12 protein-coding genes are annotated in these 18,309 nt (G+C 62.7%); 6 read left to right on the plus strand and 6 right to left on the minus strand.

What is annotated here, in order from left to right; translation table 11 throughout:
* Positions 1–3: 3 nt before the first annotated feature.
* The 5 genes from C8J24_RS03410 to C8J24_RS03430 all read right to left on the minus strand — a co-directional run bounded on the left by C8J24_RS03410 (position 4) and on the right by C8J24_RS03430 (position 8,064).
* Positions 4–1,680 (minus strand): serine/threonine-protein kinase, encoded by a 1,677-nt coding sequence (locus C8J24_RS03410; protein ID WP_244180388.1) that lies wholly within the window; start codon positions 1,678–1,680, stop codon positions 4–6.
* Positions 1,680–2,420, minus strand: coding sequence for a LysM peptidoglycan-binding domain-containing protein (locus C8J24_RS03415; RefSeq protein WP_107930306.1), 741 nt, complete (start codon positions 2,418–2,420; stop codon positions 1,680–1,682). Before C8J24_RS03415 ends, C8J24_RS03410 begins: the two co-directional genes overlap by 1 nt.
* On the minus strand, positions 2,417–3,715 hold the full coding sequence (locus C8J24_RS03420; RefSeq protein ID WP_244180389.1) for a putative bifunctional diguanylate cyclase/phosphodiesterase: 1,299 nt from the start codon (positions 3,713–3,715) through the stop codon (positions 2,417–2,419). Before C8J24_RS03420 ends, C8J24_RS03415 begins: the two co-directional genes overlap by 4 nt.
* A 677-nt stretch (positions 3,716–4,392) precedes the next feature.
* The gene (locus tag C8J24_RS03425) at positions 4,393–5,664 is read right to left on the minus strand and encodes a spinster family MFS transporter (RefSeq protein ID WP_107930310.1); all 1,272 of its coding nucleotides are present in this window, start codon (positions 5,662–5,664) and stop codon (positions 4,393–4,395) included.
* Positions 5,665–5,715: 51 nt separating this feature from the next.
* Entirely contained in the window at positions 5,716–8,064 is a 2,349-nt protein-coding gene (locus tag C8J24_RS03430) for a TonB-dependent receptor (protein ID WP_107930312.1), read from the minus strand.
* A 142-nt stretch (positions 8,065–8,206) separates the two neighbouring features.
* Between C8J24_RS03430 and C8J24_RS03435 the strand changes: the two genes are divergently transcribed.
* Together C8J24_RS03435 and C8J24_RS03440 are read left to right on the plus strand one after the other, a co-directional pair.
* The gene (locus C8J24_RS03435; RefSeq protein WP_107930314.1) at positions 8,207–8,875 is read left to right on the plus strand and encodes a TetR/AcrR family transcriptional regulator; all 669 of its coding nucleotides are present in this window, start codon (positions 8,207–8,209) and stop codon (positions 8,873–8,875) included.
* A gap of 292 nt (positions 8,876–9,167) precedes the next feature.
* Positions 9,168–9,632 carry a VOC family protein gene (locus C8J24_RS03440; RefSeq protein ID WP_244180390.1) on the plus strand — a complete coding sequence of 155 codons (465 nt, stop codon included), beginning with the start codon at positions 9,168–9,170 and terminating at the stop codon, positions 9,630–9,632.
* A gap of 222 nt (positions 9,633–9,854) precedes the next feature.
* Here the strand turns inward: C8J24_RS03440 and C8J24_RS03445 are convergent, their stop codons facing one another.
* Positions 9,855–12,152, minus strand: a complete 2,298-nt coding sequence (locus C8J24_RS03445; RefSeq protein ID WP_107930319.1) for a sensor histidine kinase — start codon at positions 12,150–12,152, stop codon at positions 9,855–9,857.
* Positions 12,153–12,217: 65 nt separating this feature from the next.
* Between C8J24_RS03445 and C8J24_RS17480 the strand changes: the two genes are divergently transcribed.
* The 4 genes from C8J24_RS17480 to C8J24_RS03465 all read left to right on the plus strand — a co-directional run bounded on the left by C8J24_RS17480 (position 12,218) and on the right by C8J24_RS03465 (position 17,691).
* Entirely contained in the window at positions 12,218–12,469 is a 252-nt protein-coding gene (locus tag C8J24_RS17480) for a hypothetical protein (protein ID WP_167396686.1), read from the plus strand.
* Between the two features lie 744 nt (positions 12,470–13,213).
* Complete coding sequence (locus C8J24_RS03455; RefSeq protein WP_167396687.1) at positions 13,214–15,805, plus strand: ATP-binding protein; 2,592 nt, start codon at positions 13,214–13,216, stop codon at positions 15,803–15,805.
* The gene (locus tag C8J24_RS03460; protein WP_208620903.1) at positions 15,802–16,191 is read left to right on the plus strand and encodes a hypothetical protein; all 390 of its coding nucleotides are present in this window, start codon (positions 15,802–15,804) and stop codon (positions 16,189–16,191) included. Before C8J24_RS03455 ends, C8J24_RS03460 begins: the two co-directional genes overlap by 4 nt.
* A 378-nt stretch (positions 16,192–16,569) precedes the next feature.
* Positions 16,570–17,691: a GGDEF domain-containing protein gene (locus tag C8J24_RS03465; RefSeq protein WP_146163631.1), complete on the plus strand. Its 1,122-nt coding sequence runs from the start codon at positions 16,570–16,572 to the stop codon at positions 17,689–17,691.
* The last annotated feature ends 618 nt before the right edge of the window (positions 17,692–18,309 follow it).

The following is an 18,309-nucleotide window of genomic DNA, read 5'->3' on the forward strand; positions in this document are numbered from 1 at the left end:
TCCTCAGGCGGCCAGACGGGCGGACGGCACGACGCGGGTAGCGCGCATCGCGATGTCGGCCTGCGCGCCGGTCCCCGCCAGATGCGGCTCGACTGCGGCGGCGGCGCGATTGAACGCGTCGAACGCGGCGCCGAATTCGTCGCGGCGGCGATGCGATATGCGCAGAGCGAAATCGGACTTCGCCGCCTCGTCCAGCGCCTTGCGCAGTCGGGCGAGCGGCCGGGCCACCATGGCGCCGCTCAGATAGCCGATCACCAGCACCACACCCATGATCACCAGCGACAGCACCGTCAGCAGCATCCGCGCATTGTCGATCGCGGCGTCCAGCGCGGTCCGGCGCAGCACTAGGTCGACCGTGCCGAACTCTGCCCCGGCATAGCGGATCGGCCGGACGAACCGCAGTCCTGCGCCCTTGCCCCGGTCGGGTGCCGCGGTCACACTGGCGTTGCTGCCGATCGCCGCTTCGCCAGCGGTGCGGCGATAGCGCGTGCCGATCAGCTTCGCGTCGTCTGCCGCGCGGACGATCCCGCCGGTATCGGCGACCACCATGTCGCGAATCTCCTGATCGCGCGAGGCCGAGGCGACGAAGGCCTGCAACGAGGTCCAGTCCTGCTGCTCGGGCGCGAGGCCCGCATTGTCGGCCGCCAGCACCGCGGTGTTGCCGGTGACGAACGCCGCGATCGAGCCACCCGACACGATTGCCATATGCTCGAGCGTGCGTTGCTGCCGCCCCAGGATCGACGAGACGCTCGCGACCAGCGCGATCGCGGTTACTGTGACGAGCGCCAGCGGGAGCTTGATCTTCAGCGGCAGGCCACGGCGGCCAGGTGCTGCCTCGGCGGTCGCCGCGATCTCGCGGGTCAGCGCCTCGTACACCGCATGGCCGTCGGCGAACCGCTGCTCGGGCTTCTTCGCCAGCAGCTTGTCGATCACAAAACGCAGGCCCGGCGGGCAGTCCGCAGCGGAGCGCGCGATCGGCTCGACACGCTCCTGCGCGATCTGGATGGCCAGCGTCGCCAGCCCCATGCCGGGAAATGCGACCTTGCCGGTCACCATCTCGTACAGCACCGCGCCCAGCGAGAAGAGGTCCGACCGCTGGTCGACGGGGATGCCGAGCGCCTGTTCCGGGCTCATATAGCGCGGCGTTCCGATCATCTGGCCGACCTGCGTGCGCGCAAGGCGTCCTTCGGTGCCGGACACGTCGATATCGCCGATCCGCGCGACGCCGAAATCGAGCAGCTTGGCGGTGCGGCCGTCCGCCGACAGCAGGATGTTCGATGGCTTCACATCGCGGTGCACGACGCCCGCCCTGTGTGCATAGTCGAGCGCCGAGGCGAGTTGCTGACCCAACGCCAGGACGCGTTCATACGGCAACCGGCCTTGCGCCAGCAGCAGCGTGTCGAGCGGCTGCCCCTCGATCAGCTCCATCGCGATATAGGCGACACCGTCCGCCTCGCCCACATCGTAGACGGTCGCGATATTGGGATGATTCAGCGCGCCCGCGGCGCGCGCCTCGCGCAGGAAGCGCTCGCCCAGTTCGGGGTCGCGACCATATTCCGGCTTTAGCACCTTGATCGCCACAGTGCGCCCGATTCCCGGATCGAACGCGCGGAACACGTCCGCCATCGCGCCCTCGCCCAGCCGACCGTCGATCCGGTAGCGTCCCAGCATCTCGGCCATCACTTGCGCGCCTTCACGGTGGCGGCGATGCGCTCGGCACGCGTCAGGTCGCGCGCGATGACCGGGTTGCCGGGATCGAGCGCGGCGGCGCGGCGCAACAGGCCGACCGCGCGCACGACATTCCCCGAATTGAGCGCCGCCAGCCCCGTCGCGCGCGCCTGACGCGCGGCGACCCGATTGACCGTGGGTGCAGTCGGCTTCGTCACCGGCGCCGGCCTGGGCGCGGCTGGCTTCACGCGGGTGGGAGCGGCCGGCACGGGTCGCGGCTCGGATCGCCGGGGCGCCTCGATGCGCGGGGGCTCGCCTGGAATACGGAGCGTCCGGCCAGCCACCAGATCGGCCGGCTTGGCGATGTCGTTATAGCGTGCGAGCTGATACGCCTTCAAACGATTGCCCAGGAACCGCTGCGCCAGTCCCGACATCGTGTCGCCGTCGCGCGTGGTATAAGTGAAACTCGTCGGCCCCAGCAGATCCTTCGGATCGCGGTCGATCGAGTCGCGCAGCACCTGGACCGAAGGATTCATCGGATCGCGCTTCAACGCGGCGTTGATCCGCTTCTTCGCTGCACCACTATCGCCCTGATCGAGCAATAGCAGGATTGCGTCGATCTCGCTCGCCGGCGTCGTCTGCGGCGCAGGCGCCAGTTGCGGTCCCGCCTTGGGCCCATGCGAACAGGCGGTAATCGCAAGCGCGAGCGCCAGCGCGCCGGCCCGCGCGACCTGTCGAGGAGAGAAACTCATGCGGTAAGCCTTTCGGTGATCCGGTCCCGCATCGCGTACGGGTCGATGGCCAGCAACTTCGCGAGCCCGGCGGAATCGCGTGCGAACGCGACAAACTCCGCGCCCTTCAGCGGTGGCGAGAAATAATAGCCCTGGAAATGCGTGCAGCCGTGACGCAACAGCCACTCATATTCTGCGCGTCGCTCGACCCCTTCGGCGAGCACGCGGATGCCGAGCCCGCGCCCCAGCGCGACGATGCTCTGGCAGATCGCCTGGCTGTCGCGCAGCGTATCGACGTTCGTCACGAATTCCCGGTCGATCTTGATCTTGTCGAACGCCAGCGTGCGCAGCGTGCTGAAGCTGGAATAGCCGGTGCCGAAATCGTCGATCGCGATCCGCACGCCAGCCGCCCGCAACGCGTCGAACAGCTGGGTGGCGCGCGTACCGTCACTCATCGCGACACTCTCGGTCAATTCGATCTCCAGCGCAGCCGCCCCCAGCGAATGCCGCGCAAGCGTGCGTGCGACCAGTGCCGCCATGTCGTCGCGGTCGAGCTGATGCCCCGACACGTTCACCGCGACGCGCAGGGCGTCCAGGCCCTGTGCCTGCCATGACCGCGCCTCCCGTGCAGCGGCGTTGAGGGTCCACATCCCGATTTCATGCGCCAGCCCCATCGCCTCCATCACCGGCACGAACCGCGACGGTGAGACCTGCCCGAGGGTGGGATGAAACCAGCGGATCAGCGATTCCGCGCCCGACACCCGACCTTCCCCGGCATCGATCAACGGCTGGTATCGCATTTCCAGTTCGCCGCGCGCGATCGCCTGGCGAAGGTCCTGTTCCAGGGCATATCGCTCGCTGGCCAGGGCTGCGAGATCGAGGACAGGGCTGGCGACCGCGACCACGGCACCGGGCTGTACCGTCAGTGACGCCAACGTGCGGGACAACATCGCCTGCGCGTTCACACCGTCGGCCGGCATCCTGGCCTGCCGCACGCGAATTTCGGGCAGGATTTCCCGGTCGCCGTCGATCACCACGTCGCCCAGCGCGTATCGCAGCACATCCAGTTCGGTCTGCGCGGCTTCCTCGACGACATCCGGGCCGAACCAGATCGCGACGCTGGCGCGATCGACATGCGCAATCAGTCGTTCTTCGGGCAACATCCGCGTCAGCCGGTCGACGATCGTCAGCAGCAGGCGTTCGCCCAGCGCCGGGTCAAACGCGCACAGCCGATCGAAGTCCATGAATCCAATGACACCGAGTACCCCGCGCCCGTCCGCCAGCATTCGCTCGATCAACGGCTCGCGGGTCGGCAAGCCGGTAATCGCGTGGCGATGACTGGTGCGATGCTCGACAGCCTTCAGTCGATCCGCGATGGTCGCTACGCTCCGTGCCAGCCTTTCACCACGCGAGGCCGTCGGAGACGTCCCGGCGAGAATTTGCAAATGCCGGATCAGTCGCGATACCCGGCAGTGCTGGGCAATCGAATACGCCATTGCTGCAAAAACGAGACAGACTGCAACGGACGCTATGGCGGCGACACTGCGGTCGACGAACCGCCACGTGACGATAGCCGCCGCTATTGGTAGTAGCCCGATGCACCAACGCTGCGCAGGCGGAATCGCCGTTGAAAACCCCATAACGACCTGAATAGCGGCCATTATCATACGGATGTGTTAATATGGCCCCGTCTGTGCGTCAGACCTGATCCCCGGACGCCACGCCATTGGTGAATCAGCACGTCGGACGGCGCTGAGCGATGCGGCAAGGCCGATTTACGAGGATCACATCATCGGGGCGCCGCGTGAGCATAAATCTGACGTGAAAGCGGCGGACTAGTGTCAGGCGTCGAGGGGTACCGCCGTTCTCGTGCCTGCTCCAAGCGCCGGGTCACGTTGGACGCTATCAAAGCTTCACAATCCGATATCCGCGTTCCGCGAGCACACGCCCAAACAGTCCCGGCTGGCGCCATCCGGCTGTCGGTGTTGGCGTCTTAAGTCGATTGATCGACCCAGTCCTGACGGAGCGGTGTCGACGCCAGCCACATGAGCAACGCGGCCACCAGATACAGGACGAGCCCCATGAGCATCGCATAGCGCAACGCTTCGTCGCCATAATGCGCGGCGAGACCGTCCGACAGTGCGCCAAGCGCAAAACTGCCGCCGCCAAGACCGATGAGGTTGTTGATCAGCAGGAACGTCGCCGATGCGGTGGCGCGCATATGCCCAGGTACCAGATGCTGGATCGCCGTGATGACGGGCGCGAGCCAGACATAGGCGAGCGCCTGGGGCACGAGGAAGAAGACGAACGCCGCCGTCACCGAGGACGACAGGATTCCTGCGGCAAACAGGGGCACCGCGATGACGAACGCGATCGCGGGGACGCGCGCGTACATCCGCCGATCGCGCGCCCCCAGCCGATCGCCGAGCACGCCGCCGAGCAGAACGCCGGCAACGCCCCCCAGCAACAGCACGCCGCCGTAGAATTGCGCGGTCTCGATGAGGTCGAGCCCGAAGCTCCGCTGCATCAGCGACGGCAGCCAGAAGGCCAGGCCATAGCCCAGCATCGAACTCGCCGAGGCGCCGAACGCGAGCAGCCAGAAGCTCGGCTTGCGCACGAGAATGCCGAACACGCGGCGGACGGGCTCGCGGTCGCACGCATCGGACCCACGAACCGGCTCGCGCACGCACAGCCGAAACACCGGCGCGAGCACCAGTCCCGCGACACCAACCACGATGAACGCGGTCCGCCAGTCGATCGACGTCGCGATATAGCCGCCGAGCATCACGCCGGCCGCCGACCCGAGCGGGATGCCGAGCGAATAGATCGCCAGCGCGCGCGCACGGCGGTCGGGCGCAAACGTGTCTGCGATCACGGCATAGGACGGCGCGACGCCCCCCGCCTCGCCAACTCCCACACCGATCCGGAACGCGAAGAGCTGCGCAAAATTGCTGGCCACACCGCACAGGGCAGTGAACGCGCTCCACACAGCAAGCGAGAGCGTGATAACCCAGGTGCGGCTCGTTCTATCGGCCAGCCACGCCAGCGGGATCGCCAGCGTCGAATAGAGCAACGCAAACGCCAGCCCGCCAAGCAGGCCCAATTGCGTGTCGGTCAATGCCAGGTCCGCCTTGATCGTCGGCGCGAGGATGCCAAGGATCTGCCGGTCGACGAAGTTGAACGTGTAGACCAGCAACAGCATGACGAGCGCCGTCACGCGGTAGCGGCGGCCCTCGCGCGGGGTCGCCGGGATATCACTCGCCATATATTGCTCCAGTAACCGGGGGGCGATCACCCGCCCCCCGGCTGCGCTCCATCAGAATTTCGCGGTGAGGGTCGCGAAGACCTGACGCGGGTTGCCATAATAGGCCGTCAGCACGCCGTCACTGCCGAGCGATGGCCGCAACGCGCCCGCCGCCGTCCGCAGATAGTCGCCGGTATCGGGGTTCTGCAGCAGGAAGTTGTAGCCCGACACGACATAGCGCTTGTTCGTCAGGTTCTTGCCGTGGACCCCGATCGAGAAGCGCGCGTCGATCGTATAGACGAGGTTCGCGTCGAGCAGCGCATAGGCGGGCTGGTCGAGCAGCGGCGTGCGCAGTTCGAACTGCTGTGAATCGCTGCGATACGACAGCGTCGTGCTCGCGTCGATCGCGCCCGCGGATCCGACCGGGACATGATAGGCGAGCGTCCCGCTCGCGGTCAGGTCGGGCGTGTTCTGGAATTTGCGATTGGCGGCGACATTGATCCCGCGGGAATCGATGAAGCGCGTGTATTTGGCATCGAGATAGCCGATCGTCCCCGACAAATTGACGCGGTCGCCGGTGCCCGCGATCCCCTCCGCGACCGTCAGATTGGCCTCGCCTTCGATACCGTTGATCCGCGCGCGACCCGCATTGGTCGTGATGCCAATGAAGGTCTGGATGCCGCCGACGGTGGCCCCGACCGATCCGGGGACCTGCACATCGGTATATTTCGAATGGAACCCCGCCACCGCGAGCGTCAGCCGGCGGTCGAACAGCGACGCCTTGTATCCCGCCTCATAGCTTTCGACGCTCTCGGGCCCGAACGACAGGAAGTTGTAGATATCCTGCCGGTCGCCACCGGCGCCGGTGATGCCGTTGCCGTTGAGGTCGGGCGCCGCGGTGCCAACGCCGCGCGGGTCGAACCCGCCGCCCTTGAACCCCTTCGACCAGCTCGCATACAGCGTGTTGTTGGCATCGGGCTTGAAGCTGACGGACGCGCGCGGCGTGAACTTGGCAAAACTTGCGGTCCCGCGGAAGTCGGTTTGTCGCGCGATCGGCGCGCTCGTGCCGCCGAAGAAGGGGGAAGCGCCCAGATATACGTTGCGCTGGATCTGCGACATGCGATCGTCCCAGGTATAGCGTCCGCCGACCGAAAGGCTGAGCATCGGCGTCACGTCGAGCGTGGCATCACCGAAGACCGCCACCGTATTGGTCCGCACATTCCCGAAGGTCAGCGCAGTGACTGTCCCCGGCAACCGTACGTCGAACACGGTGCGCGCCTTGGCATCGAGATAATAGAGCCCCGCCAGCATGTTGAACGGCCCGGCATCGACCAGCAGCTGCACCTCCTGGCTGAACTGCTCGTTATTGTAGAAGGCGGGGACGTCGACATCGACGGCGGGCAGCGCGTCGAAATCGATCGGCGTTGCGCTGTCGTCCTTGCGATAGCCGGTGATGCTGCGCAGCGTCAGATATGCGGCGGGCTTGAGTTCAGCGAAGAGCGACCCGCCATAGGCCTCGACCGACTGTTTCGGTGCGACCAGCCCGCCGCGGCTGTCGAACACGTCGGACAGCACCGGCGTGCGCGACACCAGCCCCGGGATCAGCCGATGCCCGCCGCGCGGGTTGCTGTCGTCCTTCGTGTAATCCCCCGACAGGCGGAAGAACGCGCTGTCGCCCGCCTCATATTGCAGCGTGCCGCGCGCACCCCAGAAATCCTTGTTGTAATTGTCTTGGCCCGTGGTGAGGTTGGTGCCGAACCCGCCCCGGCTCAGTCGCGCGACCGCGCCGCCGATCCTGAACCCCGTATCGCCGATCGGCGTGCTCGCGCTGATGACACCGTCCGCCTGGTCATAGCTGCCATAGGTTGCGCGGATGCTCAGCGTCGGGTCCGAGCCGATCCGGCGGGTCACGTATTTCACCGCGCCGCCGATCGTGTTGCGACCATAGAGCGTGCCCTGCGGCCCGCGCAGCACCTCGATCCGCTCGACGTCGTAGATATCGAGCACCGCAGCCTGTGGTCGGTTGAGATAGACGTCGTCGAGATAGATGCCGACGCCCGCCTCGAACCCCGCGACGGGATCCTGCTGGCCGACGCCGCGGATGAAGGCGGTCAGCGTCGAATTGGTGCCGCGCGACGTCTCGAGCGTGACGTTCGGCGTGACGGCGGCGAGGTCGGTGACGTCGAGCGCACCCGACGCCTCGAGCTGCGCGCCGGTGAACGCGGTGATCGCGATCGGCACGTCGAGCAGCCGTTCCTCGCGGCGGCGTGCGGTGACGACGATATCGCCGTCGATCCCGGCCTCCTCGATGACGGGCCCGGCCTGAGCCGCGTCTGCTGCCGGCGCGACGGGTTGCGTCTGCGCGGACGCGGATCCCGCCAGCAACGCGCCGAGTGCGACACCGGCGTTCAACAAGATCATGACGGATTTCGGCTGTGCCACGGTGTCATCCCCTCCTGCGGCGCCCGCGTGATGCGCCCGGTATGATCCGGGTTGTGCGCCTTGGCTACAGTCTATACTGAAACCTGAACCAGTATTCAACTTGTGTATCGAGGCAGACAGAATGGCGAAGGCGCAGGAGACGACGCCGTCAGACCCGGCGGTCATCGGCGACAGCAAGGCACCGCGGACCGAGCGTGGCCGCCGGACGATGCGCGCGATCCTCGACGCCGCCGCGATCGAGTTCGGCGACAACGGGTTCCACCAGGCATCGATCAGCGACATCACGCGCCGCGCCGGGGTCGCGCTCGGCAGCTTCTACACCTATTTCGACTCAAAGGACGCGGTGTTCCGCGCGCTCGTCCGCGACATGTCGGACCAGGTTCGCGATCATGTCGCCCCGGCGATCCTGTCCGCACCCGATCAGATCGCGGCCGAGCAGGCGGGGCTTCGCGAATTCATCCGCTTCGTCCGTGACCACAAGGAAATCTACCGGATCATCGACGAGGCCGAATTCGTCGATCCAGAGAGCTTTCGCCTCCATTATGCGACCACGGCGGACCGGATCACGCGTCGCCTGCGAAAGGCCGCAGACCGCGGCGAGGTCAAGGGCGACGTCAGCGAGGTCCATGGTTGGGCGATCATGGGAATGAACGTATTCCTCGGACTTCGCTACGGCGTCTGGAGCGAAGACGAGACACCAGATGAGATCGCGAAGGTCGTCGCGAAAATGCTAAAAGAGGGCATCTTACGCAGCCCGGATGATCGAGCCATGTCCGAGGTCAAGACTTGATGGGCCGATTGGATACACGACCCAAATTCGGCCATTCACGCGGACTTCCCCGCTCCCCAACGTCAGTCATTCGTTCATCTCCGCGCGGACAGCTTTCGTTGTCCGGTGTTCGACCATGAACGTCATGATGGGAAGGATTGCTGGCCGTCCGCTTACGGGAAGGCCCGTGGCAATAACCGATATTGCGAGACTGCCGCTTTCTGCAAAGAGAATGGCCGATCGGAAATAAAGTTGCCAGGCGATCCGCACGCCGATAACATCGTGCCAGCAACGATGGGGGGGAGCTAATGCTGTGCCGACTATCCGCAGGCTACTATCAGTCGTTGCCGTCTTGGCCGCGTTAACGCCCATGACTATCTCCGCAGAACCGATCGGCAGAGTTACCGGTATAGGTGGCATCTTCTTCAAGAGCAAAGCGCCGAAAGCCCTCATGGCGTGGTATCGCGACGTTCTTGGCATCAAAGTTGAAGTGTGGGGTGGAGTCGTGCTGCCCTATGACGCGCCAGAGCACCCGCCAGTACTCACTTTGAATGTATTTAAGGAGGGATCCAATTACATGGAACCCTCAAAGCGCGAGTTCATGCTGAATTTCGCGGTGGATGACCTGGACGCGTTCGTTGATCGCCTGAAAGTAAAGGGCGTTGCGATACTCAAAAGGGATGACACCGACGCAATCGGGAAATTTGCGTGGATCGTTGATCCGGACGGGACCAAGATAGAGTTGTGGGAGCCGAAGGCCGAGACTGCATCAAAGTAAGCCCTTCTCGCCAGAAATGGGAAGTTTCGGACGCTCGCCGAGAATTGCGGTGGCGCGTAACCCGGCTCCGCGAACGCCAAATCGCGTCCTGCCGTGCGATTCTACCGCAACTAACAGCCGCGGAACGTACGCTATGAGAGAAGAACGGCCATTTGTTCAGGCTCAACGTCAGCAGCGCGGCGGTCAGGTTCGATCCACCGCCTCCAATCGAAGCCTGATAGGCTAAATAGCCACGAAATCGGGAAAATCGATGGTCAGGATCGCACCTTGCTCCGGAGCTTCGCGCGATCTGATGCTGATCTTTCCGCCGATTTCCATGACGATCTGCCGGGAGATATAGAGGCCAAGACCTGTCCCGCGATCCGTCTCCTTGGTGGTCATGAAGGCATCGAATGCCCGGTCCGGATGACTCAAAGACAGCCCGGCGCCATTGTCCACAATACTGATGCGAACGCCGCTCTCTGAGATAGTTACCTCCAGTTCGACGGCACCGGTTAGAGCCGCGTCCTCGGCTTCGCGGCGCGTTGCGATGGAGTCGACCGCGTTCTGAATGGCGTTGACGAGCACCTGCTCGAGACCGACGCGCGGAGCAAGGAGCAGAACCGGCGGCCCGTCTGGCAACGTCATTTTCACGCCGACATCGTGCTGGATCAGCAACGGCCGCATGAAGGACAATGTTGTGCTGACGACGTCGCCCAGATCAAGCGGTTCGGGGCTGTCATTCTCGATCCGAGCGTAGCGCGAAATACGCGCAATGATATCGCGTGCGCGGTTTACCTGTTCGCTGATCCGATCAAACTTATCGCGAGCACGCGCCGCACCATCGGGACTCGCCTGATCGAGCAACAATCGGCCATTCTCGGCAGAAAGCGAGATGGTGAAGAGAGGTTGTTTGAGCTCATGACTCAGGGCTGAGGCCATGCCCCCGAGCTCGACGAGACGCGCCTGCTGAAGCATCCGATTCTGCGCCAGCTTCGACTGCCGGAGGCGCACCAACCACCCCGAACGCCAATGGCCGGGAGCCAGGAGGTCGCGACCGACGAATAGATACCAATCACTCGATTCCTGGTCTGCAAGCCGAAACTCGACAAACGCCTCGGCATCATCGCAGATGTCCGCAAAAGCTAGACAATCATTGGTATGGATTGCTTCGGACCGCTCCTGTGCAACCCGTTCGATGTTCATGTCCAGAAAAGCGAGGGTGCCCTTGGCAGCGTCGAAGCGGATATCCGCCGCAAGACTCAGGTCCATTTCCTTTTTGAGTTCGATGAATGCCCGGGCAATTCGCAAGCGCTCTTGCACCAACTCGGCAAAGCTGTTGTTCGCGGTGACGATAGCTGCGATCGGGCGGTCGAACTCGTTGAATGTAAGCTTTTGAGGCAGCGAAAGGCCAGGCTGGCCGAACCCTTCCGCGACTTCCTTCCAGGCCTGCAGCGAACGACGCAGGGCGCGCGTGATGAGCAGCTGCAGCAAGATCGACACGACGAGAATGACACCCAGGCCGAGCATCTCTAGAAGCACCACGCGATAGGCACTCTCGGCAGCGGGTCGGGTTGAGTAGAGATAGAAATATTTGCGGTCAGGAAGAGTGTAACGGCCGAGCTGGCACGCGGTAACCCAGTAGGCGAACGTATTGCGGTCGTTCGGCCCCGTCACTTGCAGTCCATCATCGATCCGTGTGCAGCCGAAAAGCTGCATCGCTTGTGCGGAGCGCAGGCTGCTTTCGTCGTCCGAGATAAGTAGTCGTTGGGGGTGCCTTCCTGTATTGTGCGTTTCTGCCACGCCCAAGAACCCATTTCCGGTCACGAGCCCGCGACCGATCCGCACCTCAGCCAGAAGCGCGGTTTCGGCCATGAAGGATTTAAATTCTTCCGGAAAGCGCCGGACACTGCTGACAAACATGACGAGCGCGCACGCGAGCACGATGAGTGTAATGGATGCCGGCAAGAGCTGGGCGAGGCTGATCGTGCGGCGCAGCGAGACCCGACCGGCTGGAAGGTTCACGACGAAGAGTGACAGCGCTAGATCGACCAGCGCTGCCATCAACACATCGTTGAGAAGCTTGCGGATCATCGTCAGCGCGAAAATCGTCAGCGACGCATCGTAGTTGATGCGCAGGAATAGAAACCCCGCCGCCGTCCCGATGGTAAGCAAAAAGACGGCGGTGGCGATGGCAAGTGACGAGCCAGCGAAGCGAGTCCAATTGATGAAAACTACATGCCCCAGCGCCAGCGCGATGGTAAAGATATGGCCCCACCAGAACCAGGATGACGCCATCGTTAGCAGCACCATGGGAATGGCTAGCCGCAGACCACCCAACCTGTATGCGAGAAGGTAGAAAAGGGGGCCTAGATACATTTCGAACCCGGGCGCAAGAATAATGCGGAAGGAACTCGCGCCGATGGCCACGGCCAAAAGGACGATCGTCAGAGCCCATCCCTGGACGGTCATTTGCCGTAGCGGCTCTGCGGCTAGCTGAAACTCGCCGCCGTGGCGTAAGCGGTTGACGATGTCATTCATCAACCCCGCCCGTCTTGTGTAAGCAGTGACAGGAGCAATTCTAAATCGACTGGCTTGAAAAGGACATGAAGATCCTTCTTCCTGGTTTCATGCTCTATTTGTTCGGTCAGATCGGTGTGGCCTGTCATCAGGATTATGGTGTTCACCTTTGCCCGCAGGTCAGGGTCGGCTCGGATTGCGCGGACCAGGTCAAGGCCACTGCCGTCTCGCAAGCGGAGGTCCGTCAACAGGGTTACGTGGCTGGAACCTTACTTCAGGCTCTCCAGCGCAAGGGCCACACACGCTGCGCCGCTAACCGCGAACGAGCGCAATTCTAACATTTCAACCAACTCCTCCCGGACGTCGGTCTCGTCCTCGACGACCAAGATCATTGTTGGGTACTTTCAATGGTGACGCAAGCTCAAGATAAGAACGCGAAGTTTTCAACGTGTAAATGGCGACGTGGATAAACGTCGACGTTGATGAGCCTGCGCCTTAATCGCGACGTTCCCGCTCGTACGGCGCTGCCGCAACACTTCTCTCGCAAGCAGATGCGCTGCCGACTACGAATGGCCGCGTCTCTCTCGCGGTCTACGTCAACAGAGGCAGGCCTCTCTCCGCCACAGCGAGTGCGAAGGCCTGACGAAACGGTAGCTAAACCAATACAAAAAGCCGTTTTTCTGCTGGACTTCAGATCGCCACCCGGGATTCGTGCTTCTCTCAGGGGCCGGCACGAACCCGACATAAACAGATGTCCGGTACCGGCGCGCGCGAAACTGCGGCTGAGCGTTTGGAACTGGGAGCGGGATCGACATTCTCAGCCGGTCATTCAGATAAGGTGTTAGCCGAGGCGCGCCCTATCACAGCAGCGATAGCGCCGAATGCCTTTTCGACAGGCTGGCAATCTGATTCGAAGCTTCGTGCGCTGAGACGCGCGCGGCCCGTCAGGCTGGATTTAGCTGGCCGAGTGCAACTCCCGAAATACAACGGATTTTAGCAAGAACCACAACCGATATGGTGCCGTCCGCGAAATAGGGTTAATGTTTCGCATCCGGATCGATCCCGCTGGCAGGGAGCCCTTTATGGAAGACGCAAACGAGGACGGTCAAAGCGTAGAGCCTCTCGCCAAGGGGCGCCGCGCCGACTCTCTCAAGGCGGTTCCACATGGAAGCGCCGCGCTGATCCAGATGGCGGAATACACCGGCGACCTGATCGGCCTTTGTGACGCCGGCGGTCGACTCGCCTATCTCAATCCGGCCGGCCGACGCCTGATCGGAGTCGAGGCGGCCGACATTTTCCCGATGCGGCTGACCGATTACGTTGTTCCAGAACAACGCCACCTCGTCGACAAGGTCGTCGTGCCGACGGCGAGGCGGGACGGCGTGTGGGAGGGCGAGATGCAGCTCGTCAATCTGAAGACCGACGACATCATCGACGTCCAGCGCTCGACATTCGCGACGCGCGATGAGCGGGGCGAAATCACCGGCTTCGTATCGGTCATGCGCGACATCACGCATGACAAGGTCCAGAAAGGCCGGCTTCGCCGCCAGATCGAGACGTTCGAGGCGCTGATCGCGAACAACCCTCTCGAAATCTGCCTGGTCGATGCGGATTTCAGGCTGCGCGTAGTCAGCCGCGGCGCCCGGACGGTATTCGAAAATATCCAGCCGCTGCTCGGCCGCGATTTCGCCGACGTTCTTCGCGCTCTCTGGCCCGAGCCCTTTGCCAGCGAAGCGATCGCCCGCTTCCGGCAGACGCTCGACACTGGCATGGCGTATGACGCGGCAACGACGCCGGAACAGCGCGCGGATATCGAGGCACGCGAGGCATATGGCTGGCGGATCGAGCGTGTGACACTGCCGGACGAATGCTACGGCATCGTCTGCTATTTCCATGATCTCATCGACAGGGAGTACGGGACGCGGGCCTTGGGTCGCCGCGAGGCCGAGTTGCGGGACCTGAATATTGACCTGGAGCGTCGTGTCCGTGCTCGCACTGCGGCACTGAACCACGCCAATGAACGCCTCACGGCCGAGATCGAGCGGCGCGAAGCGGTACAGGCTGCGCAACTGCAAAGCCAAAAGCTCGAAGCGGTTGGTCAGCTCGTGTCGGGCATCGCGCACGACTTCAATAACATTCTCGGCGCGGTGATCGGCGGGCTCACAATTATCCAGAACCGCAATGACGACCCCCGCATCGAGCAGATTGCGACGATGGGTCAGCGCGCGGCCGAGCGGGGTGCTGCGCTTGTACGACAACTGCTCGCCTTTGCGCGCCAGGAGGATGTGGTTGCGCAGCGTGTCGACCTAGCCGGCGCGATTGGCGAGATTTCCGACCTCGTCCGGCACGGCATGCGCGGCAACGTCGCGCTCGCGATCGACTGCGACGACGATCTCTGGCCTGTGCTGGCAGACCCGACACAATTGCAATCGGCGCTGCTTAACCTTGCCAACAATGCCAGCGATGCGATGAATGGCGGCGGCCACCTGCATATCGCCGTCAGCAATTGCGCCCGGACTTCAGCGGATCTTCCGCTGGAACTGGACGGCCAGGACGCGATCAGGATCGTCGTGGCCGACGACGGTCCCGGCATGGACAGCGATACCTTGCAGCGGATTACCGAGCCGTTCTTCACGACCAAGGCGCGCGGCAAGGGGACCGGGCTGGGCCTCGCGATGGTGCAGCGCTTCGTGGAGCAATCGGGCGGTGCCATGCGTATCGAAAGCCGCCCCGGCCACGGAACCACATTCTCGATCTTCCTGCCGCGTGCCGTTGATCCTGGCGCCTCCGATCCTGTACCCCGCAGCGACGAGACCGGTTTCAACGCGACCGGGCGCGCTTTCGAAACGGTCCTGCTGGTCGATGATGACGCCGAATTGTGCGCCATGATCGCCGAAGGATTGTCTGACCACGGCTTCGACGTGATCGTTGCGCCGGACGCACAGGCGGCGCTGCTCGTGTTACGGACGCGGGCGATCGACGCGCTCATAACCGACGTCCACATGCCGGATATGACCGGTAACGACCTGGTCGCGCAGGTGCGCGCGTCGGGATCGGACATTCCCTGCCTGTTCATGACGGGGATCGCCAACGAAGCCGCTCTCGATGGTGAGACGGTCGTGCAGAAGCCCTTCAATCCCGCCGTATTGCACTATGCGCTGCGCCGCATCCTGATTGCACGGGACCAGCGTGCGTCCGATGCCGAGCGGCTCGATCGGCTGACGCTGCGCCTGAAGTCCGATTGCACCCGGTCATTGCTCGACCACTGGCGCGCCGTCCGCGCAGGCCCGGTCATCCCGTTGTTCGAGACCTTCACGATCAATGCATGCAGCGAGCCGCACCGGATCGTGGTTGCGCAGATCGACTTGGGGAAGGTGCCGATCCATTTCACCTTCACGCTGGTCGGCGACACCTTGCGCAACGCTGTACCGCACAGCATCGCCGCCACCGAGATGCCGGTCAGTGGCAACGATAGCCTCGCGGCGCGCGAGGCGGCCTATCGCCGCTGCGCGCTGACCGGCAAGCCATCGCATGAATATGCCCGTATCAACCTTGGTGACGGGTATAGGGAAACATTCGAGCGGCTGTTGCTGCCCTTCTCGTCGGACGGGATCGTCGTCGATCATATCGTCGGTGCGGTTGTCATCGAACGTGAAGCGGTGGGGGAACGATGATGGTTGACCCCCGTGAGCTACCCGATTTCAACGAGCCCCAGCTGGCGATGGCGATAGAGGCGCTACCAAGCGAAACGGTCGACGCCTTGCCCTATGGCGCAATCCGGATCGGCGACGATGGCAAGGTCGAATATTATAGTGCGGCAGAGCGGCGCCTGTCGGGCTCCGGCAATCACGACCGCCTCGGCCTGGACTTCTTCAGCAGGATCGCCCCCTGTATGGACAATCCTGACTTTCGCGGTCGCGTCGAGCGTGCCCGGGTATCGGGCATGCTCGATTTGGAGTTCAGCCACGTCGGCGACTTCGAGGACCGCGACCGGGAACTGACGGTGCGCATCCAGTCTGCCAGTACGGGCGGCTATTGGATATTCATGCGCCGCGATTGACCGCTTTTGGCGTCAGATTTTTTGTAAGTGTCGGGAATGGAGAGGGAAGCGAACTTTCCACTTTTAGGGCTGCACCCCGGAAAACCAGCCACTGCATGGGTGCCACAGCTGCACCAGCCTTTTGCATTGGAGGAACCCTAGGTTTCATGCCGTTCTTGGATCAATGCAAAAACCGGTGATTTCTGCAGCTTGGATGGCAAGGTCCGATCGCTGAACTTTTCGGTGTCCTTATCTCGATCGATTCACGCTGTCCTATAATGCACGCATGCATGTCGGCGCTTTTCCCTACCATCACGATCGGCGGCACAGGACTACGCACTGCCCCTGCGACCGGATTCGCCCAATCCTGGCTGTGCTGGCATCAGGGAACACGTGATCATGCCCCGCGGTCTGATATCGCGTGGTTGGCTGGAACGGCTGGGAGACCATCGGCTCGATGGGGCGGCGCTGGACGGCCTGAAAACGCTGTTGCCGCGATTGGTAATCGCCGCTCTGGCGAGTTTGCTGTTGCTCACTCATCTGGGCTCTCGCGCTGCGATACTCTGGATCAGCTTTGTCGGCTTTGCAGAACTGTGGTGCAGGCAATGCAGTATCATGCTGGCGCGACCGGATGGCGGGCGCCTGCCGCTGCGGCTCAACTATATTGCCTCCGCACTCATGACGACGATCGCGTGGACGAGCTTGCCGGTTTTGCTGTGGTGGAGCAGGGTACCTGATATAGGTTCGGCGGTTATCGTCATGCTGATTTCGCAGCTGATCCACGCCCAGGCCTTTGCCTTCCGCGCTCCGTCGATCGTGGCGTTCAAGGTTGGTGTTCCCGCCAGCGCAATGCTCGCGCTGCCTTGGCTGGTCGAACCAGCAAGCTATTTTACCACTCTGACGTCGACAATCGCGTCGGGTCTTTGCATCAGTTATATCTTCGCAAGCGTGCGGGCAAACTGGCGGAGCGATGCGGCGCTACGCAAAGCTCATGACGAACTCGAATATCTGGCCTATTTCGACGGACTTACCTCCCTCGCCAATCGTCGACAGTTCACACGACACATGCGCAATCTCATCGAACTGTCCGATCGTCAAAAGTCCCGGTTTGCCTTGCTCCTGATCGATCTCGACCATTTCAAGGTCGTCAACGACACGTTTGGCCACGATGCTGGCGATGCGCTCCTCGTCGCGGCAGGAGAGCGTCTGCGTGCAGCCGTCGGCGAGTTGAGCCATGTCGCGCGGCTCGGCGGTGACGAGTTTGCCATACTCTTACCCGACATCGGCAGCACCGCCGATATCGATGCGGCATGCGGTCGCATCGTCGATGGCGTCCAGCCTGCTGTCGACTTCAACGGAGGACAGATGAGCCTAAGTTTCAGCATCGGCATCGCGCTTTATCCCGGCGACGGCGACAGCATACAATCAATCCTGAAATCCGCTGACGTTGCGCTTTATGACGCGAAGCGGAGGGGGCGAGGCACGTGGTGCTTCAGTGACGGGTTCGGCAAGGTCGCGTAAGTCAAGTTTGAGACCTGCGGACGGTACGCGTCTGATTCATCGCTTGCACTACACTGACACACTCGACCCAAATCCGGCCATTTCTGCCACCTTCCGCGCTCCCCGACTTCAAGCATTTCCCTGTTCGCGCTGACGGCTTTTGGCGGCTGATATTTCCTCATGGACGCCGTGATCGAGAAGAAAGTGGCGCGTCCGATTTAGGGCAGTCGGTGGGAGGCAGCCGTTGGTTCAAACGGCTGCGAGAATGATAATCGGCGCCTTTCGGGTTGATTGCGGCGCGCACGTATTCGGACAAATTCTCAATAAATCTCAGCCGCTCCTTTTAAGCGGACAAGCGCTTCAGTACGATAAGGTGAAGAATTACCATCCAGACTCCTCAGTCCATGTGGACTCTGAAGTACTTCCTAATTCGCAACAATCTGCAGTTGGTTAGGGCCACCGGTGGTGGATCGCCGCATATAAATGGTGACGTTTTTCCTGAGGCTGACGCCCTTCCTTTGGCGGGCATTCTATAATTGCCTGAGAAAGGTCGCCGTCTTATGATTACGCAGAACTTGGCCCGGCATATTGCGTTACTGCGCATAGGTCGGCCGTCGCTTCACACCACTACAGCCTTTT

The organism is Sphingomonas aerolata, assembly GCF_003046295.1.
In the GTDB taxonomy this organism is placed as follows: Bacteria; Pseudomonadota; Alphaproteobacteria; order Sphingomonadales; family Sphingomonadaceae; genus Sphingomonas; species Sphingomonas aerolata.